We start from the raw sequence: 15,686 nt of genomic DNA on the forward strand, positions 1-15,686 counted from the left end.
CCCGCCCCCGCCCGCCCCGCCCCCGCAAGATCGTGCAATTTCCTTGTTGTAGTGGCCTCCATCCCCGCCGAGGCCACTACAACCAGGATCGAGCGCGATCTTGCGCGCGCGGCCCGCCCCGGCGGTCATGCACCGGCCGGCCAGCCCCACCCGGCATCGCCTGCCCCACACCTCCCTCAGCGGGGTTGATCAAGAGGTTTCGGTCACCCACCCCGGCGTTTCCTGACCGAATCATCTTGATCACGCGCGGAGAGGGCGTGAGAGGGATGCGGGAGGGCGGGGGAGGGGGTCCCTTGGGAGAGGTTTGGTCGGGCTTGGGTGGGGGATGTGCTGCCGGACGTCTCTGGCGTGATCGCGGCGGCTGGCCGCGGATCGGCGGCGCGGCGTCCGGACAACGGGGACGGTGAGCTGCTTGGCGCGCTTTAGGATTGACGAGCGGCGACTTCGGGCATACAGCGCGGTGATGAGGAAAGGAGGACAGCATGGCTGACGTGGCGAAAGCCCGCACATCCCAGAACGGGAGCGAGCCCTCCACCGCCGAGTTGGTGCAGCGGGCCACCGAGCAGATCTCCCGCCTCGTACGGGACGAACTGACGCTGGCCCGAGCGGAGTTGACCCAGAAGGGTAAGCACGCGGGCATCGGGATCGGCCTGTTCGGCGGCGGTGGCGCGCTCGCGTTCTTTGGTCTGGGTGCGCTGGTCGCCACGGCGATCCTGCTGCTCGACCTGGTGTTGCCCGCCTGGGCCGCGGCGCTGATCGTGGCGGTGGCCTGCTTCCTGGTGGCCGGCATCCTCGCCCTGGTGGGCAAGAAGCAGGTCAGCCGTGCCGTCCCGCCGGTGCCGGCGGCCACGGTCCGTAGCCTCCGGGCAGACATGGACACTGTCACCGCCGCGGTGAAGGACAGGGGGCGGCAATGACCGGTAACGGGACCGGCGACACTGAGGCCCTCCGCGAGGAGATCCGTCGCACCCGGGTCGAGTTGGGCGAGACGATGGAGGCGTTGGCCGCCAAGGCCGACGTCAAGGCGCGTTTGAAGGAGTCCGCCGAGCAGGCCAAGGAGCGGATGCGGGAGCAGGCGGCGCAGACCGTCGCTCGGGTCCGCGGCCAGGCCGCGCGTGGCGCCGGGATGGCGCGGGCGCAGGCGTACGAGAAGGGCGAGTTGGTACGCGCACAGGCGTACGACAAGGGCGAGTTGGTGCGCCGCAACCCGGTGCCGTGGGCGGCCATCGCGGCCGGCGCGGTGGCCACAGTGGTGGTGCTGATGATCGTGCGGGGGAGGCGTAGGTGAGTAAGAGCATCGGCAGGGTCGCGTACCGGCCGGTCGGCGTGTTGATGGGTTTCGCCGCCGGGGCGGTGGCCGGGGCGATCTTCCGGCAGGTCTGGAAGGTCACCGCGGGCGACGGTGAGGCGCCCAACGCGACCGACGAGGATCGTGGCTGGGGCGAGATCCTGGCCGCGGCGGCGTTGCAGGGCGCCATCTTCGCTGTCGTCCGGGCCGCCGTGGACCGGGGCGGCGCGGTCGGCGTACGCCGGATGACCGGCAGCTGGCCGGATTGACCAGCAGCGACTTCAGCCCCCTTTCCGCATCGATGGGAAGGGGGCTTTCGCATGGCATCGCACGCCGCCCAGCGCACCTGAGGCATCCGTCAGGTCACATGTCGGAGAAATTCGTCGGAGAGGTCGTGACAGACTTTTTACCTCCGTGATTTGCTGGTCCCCGCTGTTGCGAGATGGCGTGGGTTGAGAGAAGTCTCCTTCGTGGGGCCGCCTCAGGCGCCGCTGCTCAAAAACGGCCAATCGGCCGGACGGCGTGCACGGCCGCCAGTTTTTAGAGGGAGAAACACATGGCTCAGGGAACCGTGAAGTGGTTCAACGCTGACAAGGGCTTCGGCTTCATCACCGTCGATGGTGGGGGTGCTGACGTGTTCGTCCACTTCTCGGCCATCCAGACCAGCGGCTACCGCTCGCTGGAGGAGAACCAGCGGGTGGAGTTCGAGATCGCTCAGGGTCAGAAGGGCCCGCAGGCTGAGCAGGTCCGTCCCATCTGAGTAGGACGGCCGGCCCCCGCCGGCCAGTGGGACGATCCGGTTCAAGGGTCACGGTAAAGCCCCGCATCCCGGTTGGGATGCGGGGCTTTCGCCTGCTCAGGATCGCCGGTGCGGCGAGCGGTCAGCGTCGACGCGAGCGCAGGCCGAGCCAGAGCACCACCAGCCCGGCCGCCGTCACGAGCGGGCCGATCACCGCCCAGATCTTCTCGTCGGTCATCACGCTGCCGCTGACGTAGCCGAGGCCCTGGACCGTCCACACCGCACCGATCACCACGGCCAGCAGGCCGAGGGTGAGCGGAAGCCAACCTCTCATCGCGTCCCCTCTCCGCCGCCCGGGGCGGCGCGCCGCCGTCCAGCATCGCCGGCCGGGTGGTGCGACGCGAGCACCCCGGGCGCGCGGGTCACCACCGGTGGTGCACCTGCGGGCGGATCAGCTCGTCGTAGGTCTCGCGGACGGCTGCCAACTGCTCGTCGGTGAGCGGGGACAGGGTCGCCGCGGCGGCGTTGCGTCGGGCCTGGTCGGCGTCGCGGGCACCGGGGATGACCACTGTGACGCCCGCCTGATCCAACACCCAGCGCAGTGCGAACTGCGCCATGGTGCGGTCCGGGTCGACGAGCGGGGCGAGCCGGCGTACGGCGGCCAGACCTCGGTCGAAGTCGACTCCGGAGAACGTCTCCCCGACGTCGAAGGCCGCGCCGTGCCTGTTGTAGTTGCGGTGGTCGTCGGCGGGGAACTCGGTGTGCTCGTCGTAGCGGCCGGAGAGCAGGCCGCTGGCGAGCGGCACGCGGGCGATGATGCCGACACCGGCCGCCGCCGCGGCCGGCAGCACCCGCTCCAGGGGCTTGTGGCGGACCGCGTTGAGGATGATCTGGACGCTCGCCACCCCCGGTCGGGCGATCGCGGTGAGGGCCTGGTCGCAGGTCTCGACGCTGACCCCGTACCCGGCGATGGCCTTCTCGGCGACGAGGGTGTCCAGGCCGTCGAAGACCTCGTCGGAGGAGAAGACGGCGGTGGGCGGGCAGTGCAACTGGACCAGGTCCAGGGTGTCCATCCCCAGGTTGGCCCGGGAGCGGTCGGTCCACTGCCGGAAGTTGGCCAGGGTGTACGCCTCCGGCTGCTGCTCGACGCGGCGGCCCATCTTGGTGGCGACGGTCAGCCCGGCGTCGGGTCGGCTGCGCAGGAAACGGCCGATCAGCTGCTCGCTGCGGCCGTCGCCGTACACGTCGGCGGTGTCGAGGAAGGTGACCCCGGCGTCCACGGCGGCGGCGAGCACCGCCATCGCGTCGTCTTCGCTGACGGTGCCCCAGTCGGCGCCGAGTTGCCACGCGCCCAGGCCGACCGCGCCAACGGTCCGGCCGAGCCGGTTGAAGCTGCGCTGTTCCATGCCCCGAGCCTAGTGATCGGGTTGCCGCAGTGCCACGCGAGCCGTACCGTCAGCAGTACGGCCGTACGGTTTGGGAGGCGACCATGTGGGACCCGACGACCTATCTGCGCTTCGGCGACGAGCGATCCCGGCCGTTCCACGACCTCCTGGCCCGGATCCCGGCCGAGCGACCCCGGGCGGTGGTCGACCTCGGCTGCGGCCCCGGCCAGCTCACCGCCGTCCTCGCCGAACGGTGGCCGACCAGCCGGGTGCGCGCCCTCGACTCCTCACCCGAGATGATCGAGCGGGCCGAGGCCCTCGGCGCGCCTGTCGACTTCGCGGTCGCCGACCTGCGTGACTGGGTTCCGGCCGGCGACGAGGACGTGGTGGTCAGCAACGCGGCGCTGCAGTGGGTGCCCGGCCACCAGGAGCTGCTGCGCCGCTGGGCCGCCGAGCTGCCCGCCGGGGCGTGGCTCGCCATGCAGGTCCCCGGCAACTTCGACGCCGACTCGCACCGCGCCCTGCGGGAGGTCGCCAACCAGCCGACCTGGCGGGCCGACATCGCCCCGCTGCTGCGCGCGGACCCGGTGGACGACCCGGTCGACTACGCGGCCCTGCTGACCGCCGCCGGCTGCGCGGTGGACGCCTGGGAGACTACCTACGTGCACCTGCTGCCGGCTCGACCCGCCGCCGAGCACCCGGTGCTGGCCTGGATGGAGGGCACCGCGCTGCGCCCGGTCCGGGCCGCACTGGACGCCGCCGGCTGGTCCGCCTTCCGGGCCGAGCTGGGAGTACGGCTCACCGCGGCGTACCCGGTGCGGCAGGGTCAGGTGTACTTCCCGTTCCGCCGCGTCTTCGTCGTCGCCCGCACCGGCGACCATGCCCAGGAGAACCAGTGACCGACCTGTCCACCTTCATCGCCGGCCTGCCCAAGGTGGAGCTGCACGTGCACCACGTCGGCTCGGCCCTGCCCCGGATCGTCGCCGAGTTGGCGGCGCGCCACGAGGGGCGCACCCCCGTGCCGGCCGACCCGGACGCGCTCGCCAACTACTTCGAGTTCCGCGACTTCGCGCACTTCATCGAGGTCTACCTGAGCGTCGTGGATCTCATCCGCGACCCGGAGGACGTCTGGATCCTCACCCACGAGGTGGCCCGCGAGCTGGCCCGCCAACAGGTCCGGTACGCGGAGCTGACCATCACCCCGTACTCGCACGTCCGACGGGGCATTCCCGCGCCGGCGTTCTGTGAGGCGATCGAGGACGCTCGCAAGCGTGCCCTGGCCGACTTCGGCATCGAGCTGCGCTGGTGCTTCGACATCCCCGGTGAGGCCGGCCTGCCGGCAGCCGAGGAGACGCTGCGCATCGCGCTCGACGAGCGCCCGGACGGGCTGGTCAGTTTCGGCCTGGGCGGCCCGGAGATCGGCGTACCCCGACCGCAGTTCCGGCCCTACTTCGATCAGGCCCGCGCCGCCGGGCTGCGCTCGGTGCCGCACGCCGGGGAGACCACCGGGCCGCAGACCGTCTGGGACGCGTTGAACGAGTTGGGTGCCGAGCGGATCGGGCACGGCATCTCCGCCGCGCAGGACCCGCAGCTGCTCGCGTACCTGGCCGAGCGGCAGATCGGAATGGAGATCTGCCCGACGTCCAACGTCCGTACCCGGGCGGTGGCCACCCTCGACGAGCACCCGCTGCCCCGGCTGGTCGAGGCCGGGCTGCTGGTCACCATCAACTCCGACGACCCGCCGATGTTCGGCACCACCCTCAACGACGAGTACGCGGTGGCCGCCCGCCTGCTCGGCGTCGGCGCCGAAGGGCTGGCCGGGCTGGCCCGCAACGCGGTGACCGCGTCCTTCCTGGACGCCGCCGGCCAGCAGCGGATCCTCGCCGAGATCGACGCGTACCTCGCCACCGCCGGCTGAGCCGATCGGCCGCTCGGGTGCCGGCCGGGCCGGTTGGCCGAGCCGGGCCTATTGGTTGAGCCGGGCCTGTTGGTGAGCCGGGCCGGTTGGTTGAGCAGGGCGCGCGGCGGGAGCGTGGGTGTGGGGGGACCTGTGGCTCCCGCCGCGCGCGCGGCTCCACCGGCCGGGGGTGCGTGGTGCGCTCGGCCGGTGGAACTGGTGGGTTCGTGCTGTGATCCTGTCAGCCCGCAGCCGATCCGACGCGGTCGTTAACCGCGATCTAAGGAAGACTTGCGCCGGCGCACAGCCCCGGGTCCGGTCGGGTCAGTCGTCGGTGGGGCGCTGGCGGGGCCAGCGACGTCCGGTGGCCTTCGTGTCCCGGGCGTCGCGCGCCATCCGACCGACCAGACCGAAGCGGCTGACCTGCCGGGGCGTCGCCTCCGGGTCGGCGAGCAGCATCACCACACTGGCCCCGCCCAGCCGGGCGCGGTCGATGCTCACCGAGCCGTTGGCCTGCAACGCGACCCGCTTGGCGATGTCCAGCCCGAGCCCGGTCGAGCCCTGGTCACTGGCGCCCCGGCGCAGCGCCCGGTCCGGGTTGGCGATGCCGGGGCCGGCGTCGTCGATCCGGATCGCCACGTAACCGTCGCGCCGGGACACCGCCACCTCGAACGCGGTGCCCTGCGGGGTGTAGCGGAAAACGTTGCCGATCACCGCGTCCAGCGCGGCGGCCAGTTCGGCCCGCGGCACCGGCGCCGGGATACGCAGCTGGGCGCCGTTGACCCGGTGCGGCCGGTTCTGGTCGCCGGCCAACGCCGCCCAGAACACCATCCGGTCCCGGACCACCTCGCTGACGTCGCACATCGCCGGCCCGGCCTCGAGCGCCACCGTCTTACGGGTGGTCTTGATCAGCACGTCGATCTCACCCTCCAGGGTGACGATCGCCTGCCGGATCCGCCGGATCCCGCGCAGCCGGTCCAACTCCGCCGGGCTGAACGAACCCACGCTGGTGTCGTCGGACTCCAACGCCTCCGCGTCCAACCGCAGCACCGTCAACGGGGTACGCAGACGATGAGACAGGTCGGCGACCAACTCCCGCTCGTCGGTGCGGGCCGCGTCCAGGCGGTCCGCCATCCGGTTGAAGGCGTACCCGGCCTCGGCCAGCTCGCGCGGACCGGTCGGCTCGACGCGTACGCCGAGGTCGCCGTCGCCGATGGAGAGCGCGGCCTTGACCAGACCGCGGGTGGAGTCCACCGCGCGGGCAGCGACCCGGTCGACCACCAGCACCGCCGCGCCGGCCATCGCCGCGCCGACGGCGAACAGCAGCAACCAGGTGCCGCCGGCGCCCTCGCCCAGCGTCGACTCCGGTAGGAACACCTCGACCACGGCTGTGCGGTCACCGAGGACGACCGGATCGAGCCGGGCCGCACCCCCGTCGACGTCGACTACCAACGACTGGCGCTCGGAGCGGGCCCGGTCCAGGTCGCTGCCGCTGGCCCGACCAGCGGTTTCGTCCAACCCCAACCCGTGCACAACGGGCCGGGTGGGGGCGCCTTCGGCGCTGGCCACCACGGCACGCTCGACGACCGCCGGGTCGGTGCTCACCGCCAGCGCGCCCGTCACCAGCGCGCTGCGCCGCGCCGCGTCGGCGATCGCCTCGTCCCGACTCTGCTCGCGCAGGCTGAGCCCGAGCGGGATCAGGAACGCGAGCGCCACGAGACTGCACATGCCGGCCGTGAGCAGGGCCAGCGCCGTCCTCAGTCCGGTGCCACCAGCCGGAATCCGACCCCCCGCACGGTGCGCAGGTAGCGCGGCTTCGCCGCGGACTCGCCCATCTTTCTGCGGAGCCAGTACAGGTGAACGTCGATGGTCTGATCCTCGCCGACCGATGGCTGCCGCCATACCTCCTCCAAGAGTTCCCGGCGGGACACTACCCGCCCAGGTCGTGCGGCGAGATACGCCAACAGGTCGAATTCCTTGCGGGTCAGCGCCAGCGGCTCCCCGTCGAGCTGGGCGCTGCGCTCGCCCACGTCCACCCGCAGCCCGCCGACACTGTGCACAGCCGGCTGCACGGACCGACTGGCCCGGCCGGCCCGGCGCAGCACTGTGGTGATCCGGGCGTCCAGGTGCGCCCCGGTGAACGGCTTGACCATGTAGTCGTCGGCGCCGGCCCGCAGCAGCTTGACGACCGACTGCTCGTCGTCGCGGGCGGTGGCGATGATGATCGGAACGTCGGTGATGCCGCGCAACATCCGCAGCGCGTCCGAGCCGTCCAGGTCGGGTAGGCCGAGGTCGAGCACCACCAGGTCGGGTGTCTCCGCGGCGACCCGACGCAGGGCGTCCAACGCCGTACCCACGGCGTGCACGGCGTGCCCCCGGTCGGTGAGGGACCGCAGCATCGCGCCGCGTACGACGTGATCGTCTTCGACCAGGAGCACGGAGGCCACGACAAGACCGTACTTGGCCTGGCAAGTTGATCGCGTTGCGGCGTGCCTGGCGACCGGGCAAGCTGGTACGACGATGTCGTTCACCCTGTTCGCCGATGCCCGCCTGGCGCTCGCCCGGGACAGCCTCGCCGGTCTCTCCACCGGCGACGCGCTCGGCGCGCAGTACTTCCTGCCGGGGCCGGCGCCAGTGGATCTCGCCGCCGACGCGCTGCCGCCAGCGCCCTGGGAATGGACCGACGACACCGAAATGGCCTGCTCGGTCTTCGCTGAGTTGGCCGACTCCGGCGGCATCGACCGGGACCGGCTGGCCCTCTCCTTCGCCGGGCGATGCACTGAGCGCCGAGGCTACGGCGCGGGCGCGATGCTCATCCTGGGGCTGATCCGCGCCGGCACCCCGTGGCCGCTGGCCGCCGCCTCCGCCTTCGACGGGCAGGGTTCCTGCGGCAACGGCGCGGCGATGCGGGTCGGCCCGCTGGGCGCGTACTTCGCCGACTCGACAGCGCGCGCCGCGGCACAGGCGCGCGCGTCCGCCGAGGTGACGCACGCGCACCCGGAGGGGGTCGCCGGCGCTGTCGCTGTCGCCGTCGCCGCCGCGCTGGCCGCCCGAGCCCGCCTCGACGGGCACCGGCCGTCCCCGGAGCGGCTGCTCGCCGGGATCGCCGCCGCGCTCGACCCGGGCACCGAGGTGCATCGGGGCGTGTCCCGGGCTGCCGGGCTGCTCGGCCGGCCATTGCCCCGGGTGGTGGCGGCGCTCGGCAACGGCTCCCGGGTGACCGCCCAGGACACCGTCGGGTTCACCCTCTGGGTGGCCGCCACGCACCTGGACGACTACCCGGCGGCCATCCAGACGTGCGTACGGGCCGGCGGGGACGTGGACACCACTGCCGCCATCGTCGGCGCTGTGGTGGCGGCGCACACCGGCGTCGGCACCCCGGGCGGGGTGCCCGAGAAGTGGCTGGCCTCCCGCGAGCCGCTACCTACCTGGCTCCCCTGACCCCGAGGGCTGTCTGGTCCACCGGGCTGCCGTGGGCGGGCGCTGCCCCACGATCAACTCGGCTTTCTGCAAATCGGGTCGTCCGGGCGGCGGGGATGCCGCGGTTTCCTGAAAGCCGAGTGGATCACCGCGATGCTGCGGGAACAGCGGCTGCGGGTCGGCGGATTGCGGGTCGGCGGGCTGCGGTTCGGCGGGCTGCGGGTCGGCGGGCTGCGGTTCGGCGGATTGCGGGTTGGCGGGCGTCGGCTCTGGCGTTGCGGTGCCGTCTGCGCGGCCGGTTATCTCGGCCAGCGTCGCGGCCTCGTCCGGGTCGCCGGTCACCTCGGCGAGCGCGGTGGCCTCGTTAGGGTCGCGTCGGCGCCACCGGCTGACCAGCCAGCCGATCGCCGCGCCGCCGCCCAGCCCGGCCAGCAGGCCGGCGGCCAGCATCCCGTCGGCGCTGCCCTCGTCGGCACCGTCCGCCCGGGCCGGCGGTGCGGCGTCCACACCGTCGTCAGCTGCGGCCGGTGCGCCGGCCGCCGGGCCGGCGTGCCCGCCGTGTGCGGCCGGACCCGCCGCGTCGGGCGCCGCCGGCAGCAGGGCGAGCGTCGGGGCCCGGTGCGGGCCGGTGGCGTCCGCCCACCGGACCACAGTGCCATCGGCGTACGTCTGGACGACCTCGAAGGTGAGCCGCTCGGCCTGCGGCATCGGCCCCATGGAGAGCGCCAGCCGAGCCGGCCCGGGATCACTCGCACCGACCCGTACCCAGGTCACCGCGGTCGTCACAGTGCTCACCCCGGAGGAGTGGATACCGGCCACCGGCTTGTCCAGGGTGCGGGAGCTGATCCGGGGCGCCCAGCCGTTCACCGACATGGGGTAGACCTCGGCGATCGGCGCGTCGGCCGGCAGCCGTACCTCGATCTGGTTGGTCTTCGTGCCGGCCCGTTCCTCCGGAACGCTGAACTCCAGCCGTACCGCCTCGCCCTGCCGGGCCTCGCTCGGGGTGGTCGTCACGTCCGCCGCGTACGCCGTGCCAGGCCAGAGCAGCAGCCCAGCGGCGGTCACCGCGGTCGCCGCCATGATCCGCCGCCGACGGCCACCGCCGTACGTGCTCGCCATCTCGTGCCCCCATCCGTGTCGACGCGGCCGGCACCGGTTTCCGGCCACACCTTCTAGTTCGGCTGCGAGGCGCGAAAGGTTCAACGCCGGCGGTAGGGAGGTGCCCTTCCCGGTCGGGGGCGGGGCGACCGATAGCATCGGCAGGAGCCGAGGATCGGCACCGTTTCGTACCACTTGGAGGAGTCACCGTGTCCGCACCCCGTACCCCCGCCGTGGCCGACCCCGTCGTCGTCGCCGCCGGGACCACGGCGGCCGACGCGGTGGCCGCGGCCGGACTGCCCGCGAACGGCCCCAAGGCGATCGTCGTGGTCCGCGACCCGCAGGGCCAGCTACGCGACCTGGACTGGACGCCGGCCGAGGAGACCGTCGTCGAGCCGGTCAGCCTGGATTCGCCCGACGGGCTCACCGTGCTGCGTCACTCCACCGCGCACGTCCTCGCCCAGGCCGTACAGGACATCTTCCCCGAGGCCAAGCTGGGTATCGGCCCGCCCATCGAGAACGGCTTCTACTACGACTTCGACGTCGCCAAGCCGTTCCAGCCAGATGACCTCAGCAAGCTCGAGAAGCGCATGCAGGAGATCATCAAGTCCGGGCAGCGGTTCCGCCGCCGCCGTTTCGGCAGCCTGGACGAGGCGCGCTCCGAGCTGGCCGACGAGCCGTTCAAGCTGGAGCTGATCGAGGTCAAGGGCGAGGGTCTGGACACCGACGAGGTGATGGAGGTGGGCGGCGGCGAGCTGACCATCTACGACAACCTCGACGCCAAGGAGGACAAGGTCTGCTGGTCGGACCTGTGCCGGGGCCCGCACCTGCCGACCACCCGCCTGATCGGCGCGTTCAAGCTGATGCGCTCCGCCGCCGCGTACTGGCGGGGGTCGGAGAAGAACCCCCAACTACAGCGGGTGTACGGCACCGCGTGGCCGACCCGCGACGAGCTCAAGGCGTACCTGAAGCTGTTGGAGGAGGCCGCCCGGCGCGACCACCGCAAGCTCGGCGCGGACCTCGACCTGTTCAGCTTCCCCGACGAGATCGGCTCCGGCCTGGCGGTCTTCCACCCCAAGGGCGGCATCATCCGCCGCGAGATGGAGCACTACTCGCGGCGGCGGCACGAGGAGGCGGGGTACGAGTTCGTCAACACCCCGCACATCACCAAGGCACAGCTGTTCCAGACCTCCGGTCACCTGCCGTACTACGCGGACACCATGTTCCCGCCCATGCAGCTTGAGGGCGCGGACTACTACCTCAAGGCGATGAACTGCCCGATGCACAACCTGATCTTCAGGTCGCGCGGGCGGTCGTACCGGGAGCTGCCGCTGCGGATGTTCGAATTCGGCACCGTCTACCGGTACGAGAAGTCCGGCGTCGTGCACGGCCTGACCCGGGTCCGTGGCCTGACCCAGGACGACTCGCACATCTACTGCACCCGTGAGCAGATGGCCGGCGAGCTGTCCACGCTGCTCAGCTTCGTGCTCGACCTGCTGCGCGACTACGGCCTGGACGACTTCTACCTGGAGCTGTCGACCCGGGACGACTCGCCCAAGTTCATCGGCGCCGACGAGGACTGGGCCGAGGCCACCGAGGCGCTGCGGACCGCCGCCGCGACCTCCGGCCTGGACCTGGTTCCCGACCCGGGCGGCGCGGCGTTCTACGGGCCGAAGATCTCCGTGCAGGCCCGTGACGCCATCGGCCGGACCTGGCAGATGTCCACCATCCAGGTCGACTTCAACCAGCCGGAGCGGTTCGCGTTGGAGTACCAGGCCGCCGACGGCAGTCGCCAGCGGCCCGTGATGATCCACCGTGCGCTGTTCGGGTCGATCGAGCGGTTCTTCGGAGTGCTCACCGAGCACTACGCAGGCGCCTTCCCGGCCTGGCTGGCGCCGGTGCAGGTGGTGGGCATCCCGATCCGCGAGGACCACACCGACTACCTGCACGGCTTCGTCGCGGCGCTGCGCGCCGAGGGCATCCGCGCCCAGGTGGACGCTGGCGACGACCGGATGCAGAAGAAGATCCGGACGGCGCAGCAGCAGAAGATCCCGTTCATGGTGATCGCCGGTGACGACGACGTGGCCGCCGGCACCGTCTCGTTCCGCTACCGCGACGGCTCCCAGCGCAACGGGGTACCGGTCGCCGAGGCGGTGACCCACGTGCTGGACGTGGTCAGCTCACGGACCAACATCGGCCCGTCCGCCGCCGCGGAGTAAACGGCACCACTGCGCGCCGCCAGCGCGCCGCCCGCAACCCGCCCACGGCTCGCCCGCAACCCGCTCGACGGGGCCCGCTCGACGGGGCCCGCTCGACGGGGCCCGCTCGCGGCCCGCGCGGCGCTCGCGCCCTGCATGATCGCGCTCGATCCAGGAAGTAGTGGCCTCCCCGGTGGGGGAAGCCACTACTTCCATGTTCGAGCGCGATCTTCGCCAGGAAGGAGGTGGCGCGAGAGCGCGGCGTCCGGAGGCAGCGCCGGGAGCGCGGCGCCCGGAGGCAGCGCGGGGAGCGCTGCGCCGGGGGGTAGCGCCGGGAGCGCGGCGCCCGGAGGTGGCGCGAGGGTGCTGCGCCCGGGAGCGGTGGCGGGTGTCAGATGCCGCAGTTCGGCGCTGACCAGCCTCCGACCGCTGCCACGTGGGTGTGGTCGTTGTGATCGGGGTAGCCGGGGCCGAGGATCTGCCCGAAGCCGTGGTTGCGGGCCTGCTGCGCCAGCCGGCAGAACGACGGGGAGCCGACCAGGTCCACCCCGTCGCCGTACAGGTGTCTGCTGTTCGACGCTCCGCCGACGGCGCTGTTGCAGGCGTAGCTGCGGAAGCTGCTGCTGATCGCGATGGTCACGTCGCCGAGGGCGTGGCGCATGGCCTGGAGTTTCCACATCGAGACGAGCGCGTTGAACCGGGCGGTGCTCGCCGAGACCGCGCCGCCGGACCAGTCGCTGTTGCACTTGTTCAGTTCGGGGTAGCTGAAGTTGGCCGGGGTGCAGTCGTCGTCCTGGAGGGCGTAGAGCCGGTTGAACGTCTGTGGGCCGGCGATGCCGTCGGCGGGCAGCCCGTACGCCTGCTGGAAGCGGATCACCGCCGATCGGGTGGCTGGGCCGTACGCGCCGTCGAGGGTGAGCACCGCGCCGTAGCCGGGGTAGCCGGCGACCCGGATCTGGAGTTGCCGGACGTCCTCGCCGGATGCCCCCTGGGACAGGGTGCGTCCCCAGGTGTAGCAGCCGTCCGCCTGGGCCGCGCCGGCGGTGACTGTGACGCCGGCCACTGTGGTGGCGGCGGTCAACGCCAGTGCCGCGAGGAATCTGCCGAGCCGTCGGAACATGGAGCCCTCCATCAATGCATGGAAGTACGTGGATGCATGGAAGTTTCATGCTTCGACTTTGATCCGTCAAGAACTTGCAGTCCCGGGTTACCCGAAAGGCGGGTGTCGCGGCCTGCCCCCGGGGCTCCGTAGGATCGGCTCGTGACAGGGGCGGAACGGCACACGGACAGTGACGGCATGGCGGACGGCCTGGAGCGGCTCTGGACGCCGCACCGGATGACCTACATCTCCGGCGAGGACCGCCCGGCCGAGGGCTACGAGAAGCCCACCGGGTGCCCCTTCTGCCGGGGGCCGCAGCTGCCTCCGGAGGAGAGCCTGGTGGTGGCCCGGGGCGAGCACGTCTTCGTGGTGCTCAACCTCTACCCGTACAACCCGGGGCACCTGTTGGTCTGCCCGTACCGGCACGTCGCCGACTACACCGACCTGGACGTGCCGGAGACCACCGAGCTGGCGTCGTACACCCAGACCGCCATGCGGGTGATCCGCAAGGTCAGCAACGCCCACGGCTTCAACCTGGGCATGAACCAGGGCGGGGTGGCCGGCGCCGGCATCGCCGCGCACCTGCACCAGCACGTGGTGCCCCGCTGGGGCGGCGACGCGAACTTCATGCCGGTCATCGGCCGCACCAAGGTCCTGCCGCAGTTGCTCGGCGACACCCGCGACCTGCTCGCCCGCGCCTGGCCGTCCTGACCGCCGCCGGCCGCGCCGCGCCGGTCGCGCGACCCGCGCACCGGTCCGGCTAGTCGGCGCGCAACAGCGGCGTCAGCTCCGACCAGCTCTCCACCCGGTGTACGCGGGGCAGCAGCGCGGCGTGCGCGGCGACCTCGGCCTTTCGGGGCCGGAACAGGAAGCGGTGCGGCACCGAGTCGAGATAGCCGAGCACCTCAAGCTTGTCGTCCACGAAGTGGGTCAGGTCGAGGCGGCTGGCGATCGGCGCCTTGTCCGGTCGGGTGCGGCAGAAGTGCACCCGCTCCACCGGGACGCCGGTGCGCGCCGGAAAGTCGTGGTGGGCCAGCCACTCCCGGGTGCGCCGCTCGGTGGCCTCCCCGCACTTGGACACCAGGTGCACCTCGTCGAACGCCGGGCCGAGCGCCGCGAGCGCGTCGAACGCCCCGACGACGGCCGGGGTACGCAGGTAGTGCGCGCCGAAGAACGAGGTGTCCGCGTCGTCGTCGGCCGGCTCGATGATCACTCCGCCGATGTCCACTCCGAGCCGTCGCATGGCGTTGATCATGCCGGACCGTGACCGTCTCCGTGCGCCCGAGTGTCCGCCCGCGGATCTGCTACGCCCCGGCCCGTCGAAGGTGGCACGATCGGCCGATGGCAGTCACGACACGGGTGTTGGGGCGCAGCGGCATCGAGGTCAGCGCCCTCGGCATGGGGTGCTGGGCGATCGGCGGACCCTGGGCGGAGGGCACTCAGCCACTGGGCTGGGGCGCTGTCGACGACGACGAGTCGGTGCGGGCGGTACGCCGGGCACTCGATCTGGGGATCACCCTCTTCGACACCGCCGACACGTACGGGGCCGGGCACGGTGAGCGGGTGCTCGGTCGGGCGCTCGCCGGCCGCCGCGACGACGCCGTGATCGCCACCAAGTGGGGTTACACCTTCGACGAGGCGAGCCGGCAGGCCACCGGCGAGGACGCGTCGCCCGGGTACCTGCGCAGTGCCGTGACCGCCTCACTGCGCCGGTTGAACACCGACCGGATCGACCTCTATCAGCTGCACCTGGCCGAGCTGGCGGTGCCGAGGGCGCAGGCGCTGATCGGGACCTGCGAGGACCTGGTGGCCGAGGGCCTGATCCGCGCGTACGGGTGGAGCACCGACCGCACCGACCGGGCTGCCGCGTTCGGGCACGCCGCCGCCGGTGCCACCGCCGTGCAGCACGCCCTGTCGGTGCTGCGCGACGCACCCGAGCTGCTCGCCGTCTGCGAAAAGTACGACCTGGCCAGCGTCAACCGGGGTCCGCTCGGGATGGGGCTGCTCACCGGCAAGTACACGGCCGGGTCGACGTTGCCCCGCGACGACGTACGCGGGCTGGCCCCGGGCTGGTTGGAGTGGTTCCGGGGTGGCCGGCCGGCACCGGAGTGGCTGCGTCGGGTCGGCGCGGTTCGTGCCGCGCTCACCGCCGACGGGCGCACCCTCGCCCAGGGCGCGTTGGGCTGGATCTGGGCGCGCAGCGGTCGCACCATCCCGATCCCGGGCTGTCGTACGGTCGCCCAGGTCGAGGAGAACGCCGCCGCGCTGCACCGGGGCCCGCTGCCGGCGGACCAGTTCGTCGAGGTGGAGCGTCAGCTCGCCGCCGTACGCACCGCAGCCCTCCGCGACGCCGACCGCCCCCACTGGCCCCGCCCCACCCACCCCACAGTCCACCCATAGCCCTCCCCGCGTGCCCCCTCCTGCGTCGATCATGGAAGGGCGGGCCAACCCTCGCCGATCTTGCACTTTCTGCGGGGACTTATGCCGTGAGAGCGACATAAGGACGACCGAAAGTGCAAGATCGCCGGGGCGGGGCGGGGCGGGGCGGGCCGGGCCGGGCCG

Annotated in this window: 17 protein-coding genes; 10 read left to right on the forward strand and 7 right to left on the reverse strand. The window is 72.3% G+C overall.

Annotated features, from left to right (window positions below; genetic code table 11):
* Positions 1-482: 482 nt before the first annotated feature.
* The 4 genes from MED01_RS30840 (at position 483) to MED01_RS30855 (ending at position 2,048) form a co-directional block, all read left to right on the forward strand.
* Entirely contained in the window at positions 483-917 is a 435-nt protein-coding gene (locus MED01_RS30840; RefSeq protein WP_030338239.1) for a phage holin family protein, read from the forward strand.
* Positions 914-1,288 (forward strand): DUF3618 domain-containing protein, encoded by a 375-nt coding sequence (locus tag MED01_RS30845; protein ID WP_196927356.1) that lies wholly within the window; start codon positions 914-916, stop codon positions 1,286-1,288. Before MED01_RS30840 ends, MED01_RS30845 begins: the two co-directional genes overlap by 4 nt.
* A complete protein-coding gene (locus MED01_RS30850) occupies positions 1,285-1,557 on the forward strand; it encodes a DUF4235 domain-containing protein (RefSeq protein WP_238671988.1) in 273 nt (90 codons plus the stop codon). Before MED01_RS30845 ends, MED01_RS30850 begins: the two co-directional genes overlap by 4 nt.
* A gap of 287 nt (positions 1,558-1,844) precedes the next feature.
* The gene (locus MED01_RS30855) at positions 1,845-2,048 is read left to right on the forward strand and encodes a cold-shock protein (protein ID WP_030338233.1); all 204 of its coding nucleotides are present in this window, start codon (positions 1,845-1,847) and stop codon (positions 2,046-2,048) included.
* A gap of 121 nt (positions 2,049-2,169) precedes the next feature.
* Here the strand turns inward: MED01_RS30855 and MED01_RS30860 are convergent, their stop codons facing one another.
* Positions 2,170-2,361: a hypothetical protein gene (locus MED01_RS30860; RefSeq protein ID WP_238671989.1), complete on the reverse strand. Its 192-nt coding sequence runs from the start codon at positions 2,359-2,361 to the stop codon at positions 2,170-2,172.
* A gap of 88 nt (positions 2,362-2,449) precedes the next feature.
* Complete coding sequence (locus tag MED01_RS30865) at positions 2,450-3,433, reverse strand: aldo/keto reductase (RefSeq protein ID WP_238671990.1); 984 nt, start codon at positions 3,431-3,433, stop codon at positions 2,450-2,452.
* Positions 3,434-3,516: 83 nt separating this feature from the next.
* Here MED01_RS30865 and MED01_RS30870 point away from each other — a divergent pair, with 83 nt between their 5' ends.
* Positions 3,517-4,311: a trans-aconitate 2-methyltransferase gene (locus tag MED01_RS30870; protein ID WP_238671991.1), complete on the forward strand. Its 795-nt coding sequence runs from the start codon at positions 3,517-3,519 to the stop codon at positions 4,309-4,311.
* Positions 4,308-5,330 carry an adenosine deaminase gene (locus MED01_RS30875; protein WP_210785208.1) on the forward strand — a complete coding sequence of 341 codons (1,023 nt, stop codon included), beginning with the start codon at positions 4,308-4,310 and terminating at the stop codon, positions 5,328-5,330. Before MED01_RS30870 ends, MED01_RS30875 begins: the two co-directional genes overlap by 4 nt.
* A 303-nt stretch (positions 5,331-5,633) precedes the next feature.
* On the opposite strand, the gene MED01_RS30880 is transcribed toward MED01_RS30875, so the two are convergent.
* Positions 5,634-7,037: a HAMP domain-containing sensor histidine kinase gene (locus MED01_RS30880; protein WP_238671992.1), complete on the reverse strand. Its 1,404-nt coding sequence runs from the start codon at positions 7,035-7,037 to the stop codon at positions 5,634-5,636.
* 29 nt (positions 7,038-7,066) lie between these two features.
* Complete coding sequence (locus MED01_RS30885; RefSeq protein ID WP_091401712.1) at positions 7,067-7,756, reverse strand: response regulator transcription factor; 690 nt, start codon at positions 7,754-7,756, stop codon at positions 7,067-7,069.
* Between the two features lie 73 nt (positions 7,757-7,829).
* Here MED01_RS30885 and MED01_RS30890 point away from each other — a divergent pair, with 73 nt between their 5' ends.
* Complete coding sequence (locus MED01_RS30890) at positions 7,830-8,750, forward strand: ADP-ribosylglycohydrolase family protein (protein WP_238671993.1); 921 nt, start codon at positions 7,830-7,832, stop codon at positions 8,748-8,750.
* Here the strand turns inward: MED01_RS30890 and MED01_RS30895 are convergent.
* Positions 8,730-9,848 carry a DUF1775 domain-containing protein gene (locus tag MED01_RS30895; protein WP_238671994.1) on the reverse strand — a complete coding sequence of 373 codons (1,119 nt, stop codon included), beginning with the start codon at positions 9,846-9,848 and terminating at the stop codon, positions 8,730-8,732. The genes MED01_RS30890 and MED01_RS30895 overlap by 21 nt on opposite strands.
* Positions 9,849-10,036: 188 nt before the next feature.
* On the opposite strand from MED01_RS30895, the gene thrS reads away from it, so the two are divergent.
* The gene (gene thrS / locus MED01_RS30900; protein ID WP_238671995.1) at positions 10,037-12,046 is read left to right on the forward strand and encodes a threonine--tRNA ligase; all 2,010 of its coding nucleotides are present in this window, start codon (positions 10,037-10,039) and stop codon (positions 12,044-12,046) included.
* A gap of 370 nt (positions 12,047-12,416) precedes the next feature.
* Here the strand turns inward: thrS and MED01_RS30905 are convergent, their stop codons facing one another.
* A complete protein-coding gene (locus tag MED01_RS30905; RefSeq protein ID WP_238671996.1) occupies positions 12,417-13,145 on the reverse strand; it encodes a D-Ala-D-Ala carboxypeptidase family metallohydrolase in 729 nt (242 codons plus the stop codon).
* 177 nt (positions 13,146-13,322) lie between these two features.
* On the opposite strand from MED01_RS30905, the gene MED01_RS30910 reads away from it, so the two are divergent.
* On the forward strand, positions 13,323-13,835 hold the full coding sequence (locus MED01_RS30910) for an HIT family protein (RefSeq protein ID WP_181518504.1): 513 nt from the start codon (positions 13,323-13,325) through the stop codon (positions 13,833-13,835).
* Between the two features lie 49 nt (positions 13,836-13,884).
* Here the strand turns inward: MED01_RS30910 and MED01_RS30915 are convergent, their stop codons facing one another.
* Positions 13,885-14,367, reverse strand: a complete 483-nt coding sequence (locus tag MED01_RS30915) for a hypothetical protein (RefSeq protein ID WP_238671997.1) — start codon at positions 14,365-14,367, stop codon at positions 13,885-13,887.
* Positions 14,368-14,465: 98 nt separating this feature from the next.
* On the opposite strand from MED01_RS30915, the gene MED01_RS30920 reads away from it, so the two are divergent.
* A complete protein-coding gene (locus MED01_RS30920) occupies positions 14,466-15,524 on the forward strand; it encodes an aldo/keto reductase (RefSeq protein ID WP_238671998.1) in 1,059 nt (352 codons plus the stop codon).
* Positions 15,525-15,686 lie beyond the last annotated feature (162 nt).

Origin of the sequence: Micromonospora alfalfae (genome assembly GCF_022230925.1) — a bacterium.
In the GTDB taxonomy this organism is placed as follows: domain Bacteria; phylum Actinomycetota; class Actinomycetes; order Mycobacteriales; family Micromonosporaceae; genus Micromonospora; species Micromonospora alfalfae.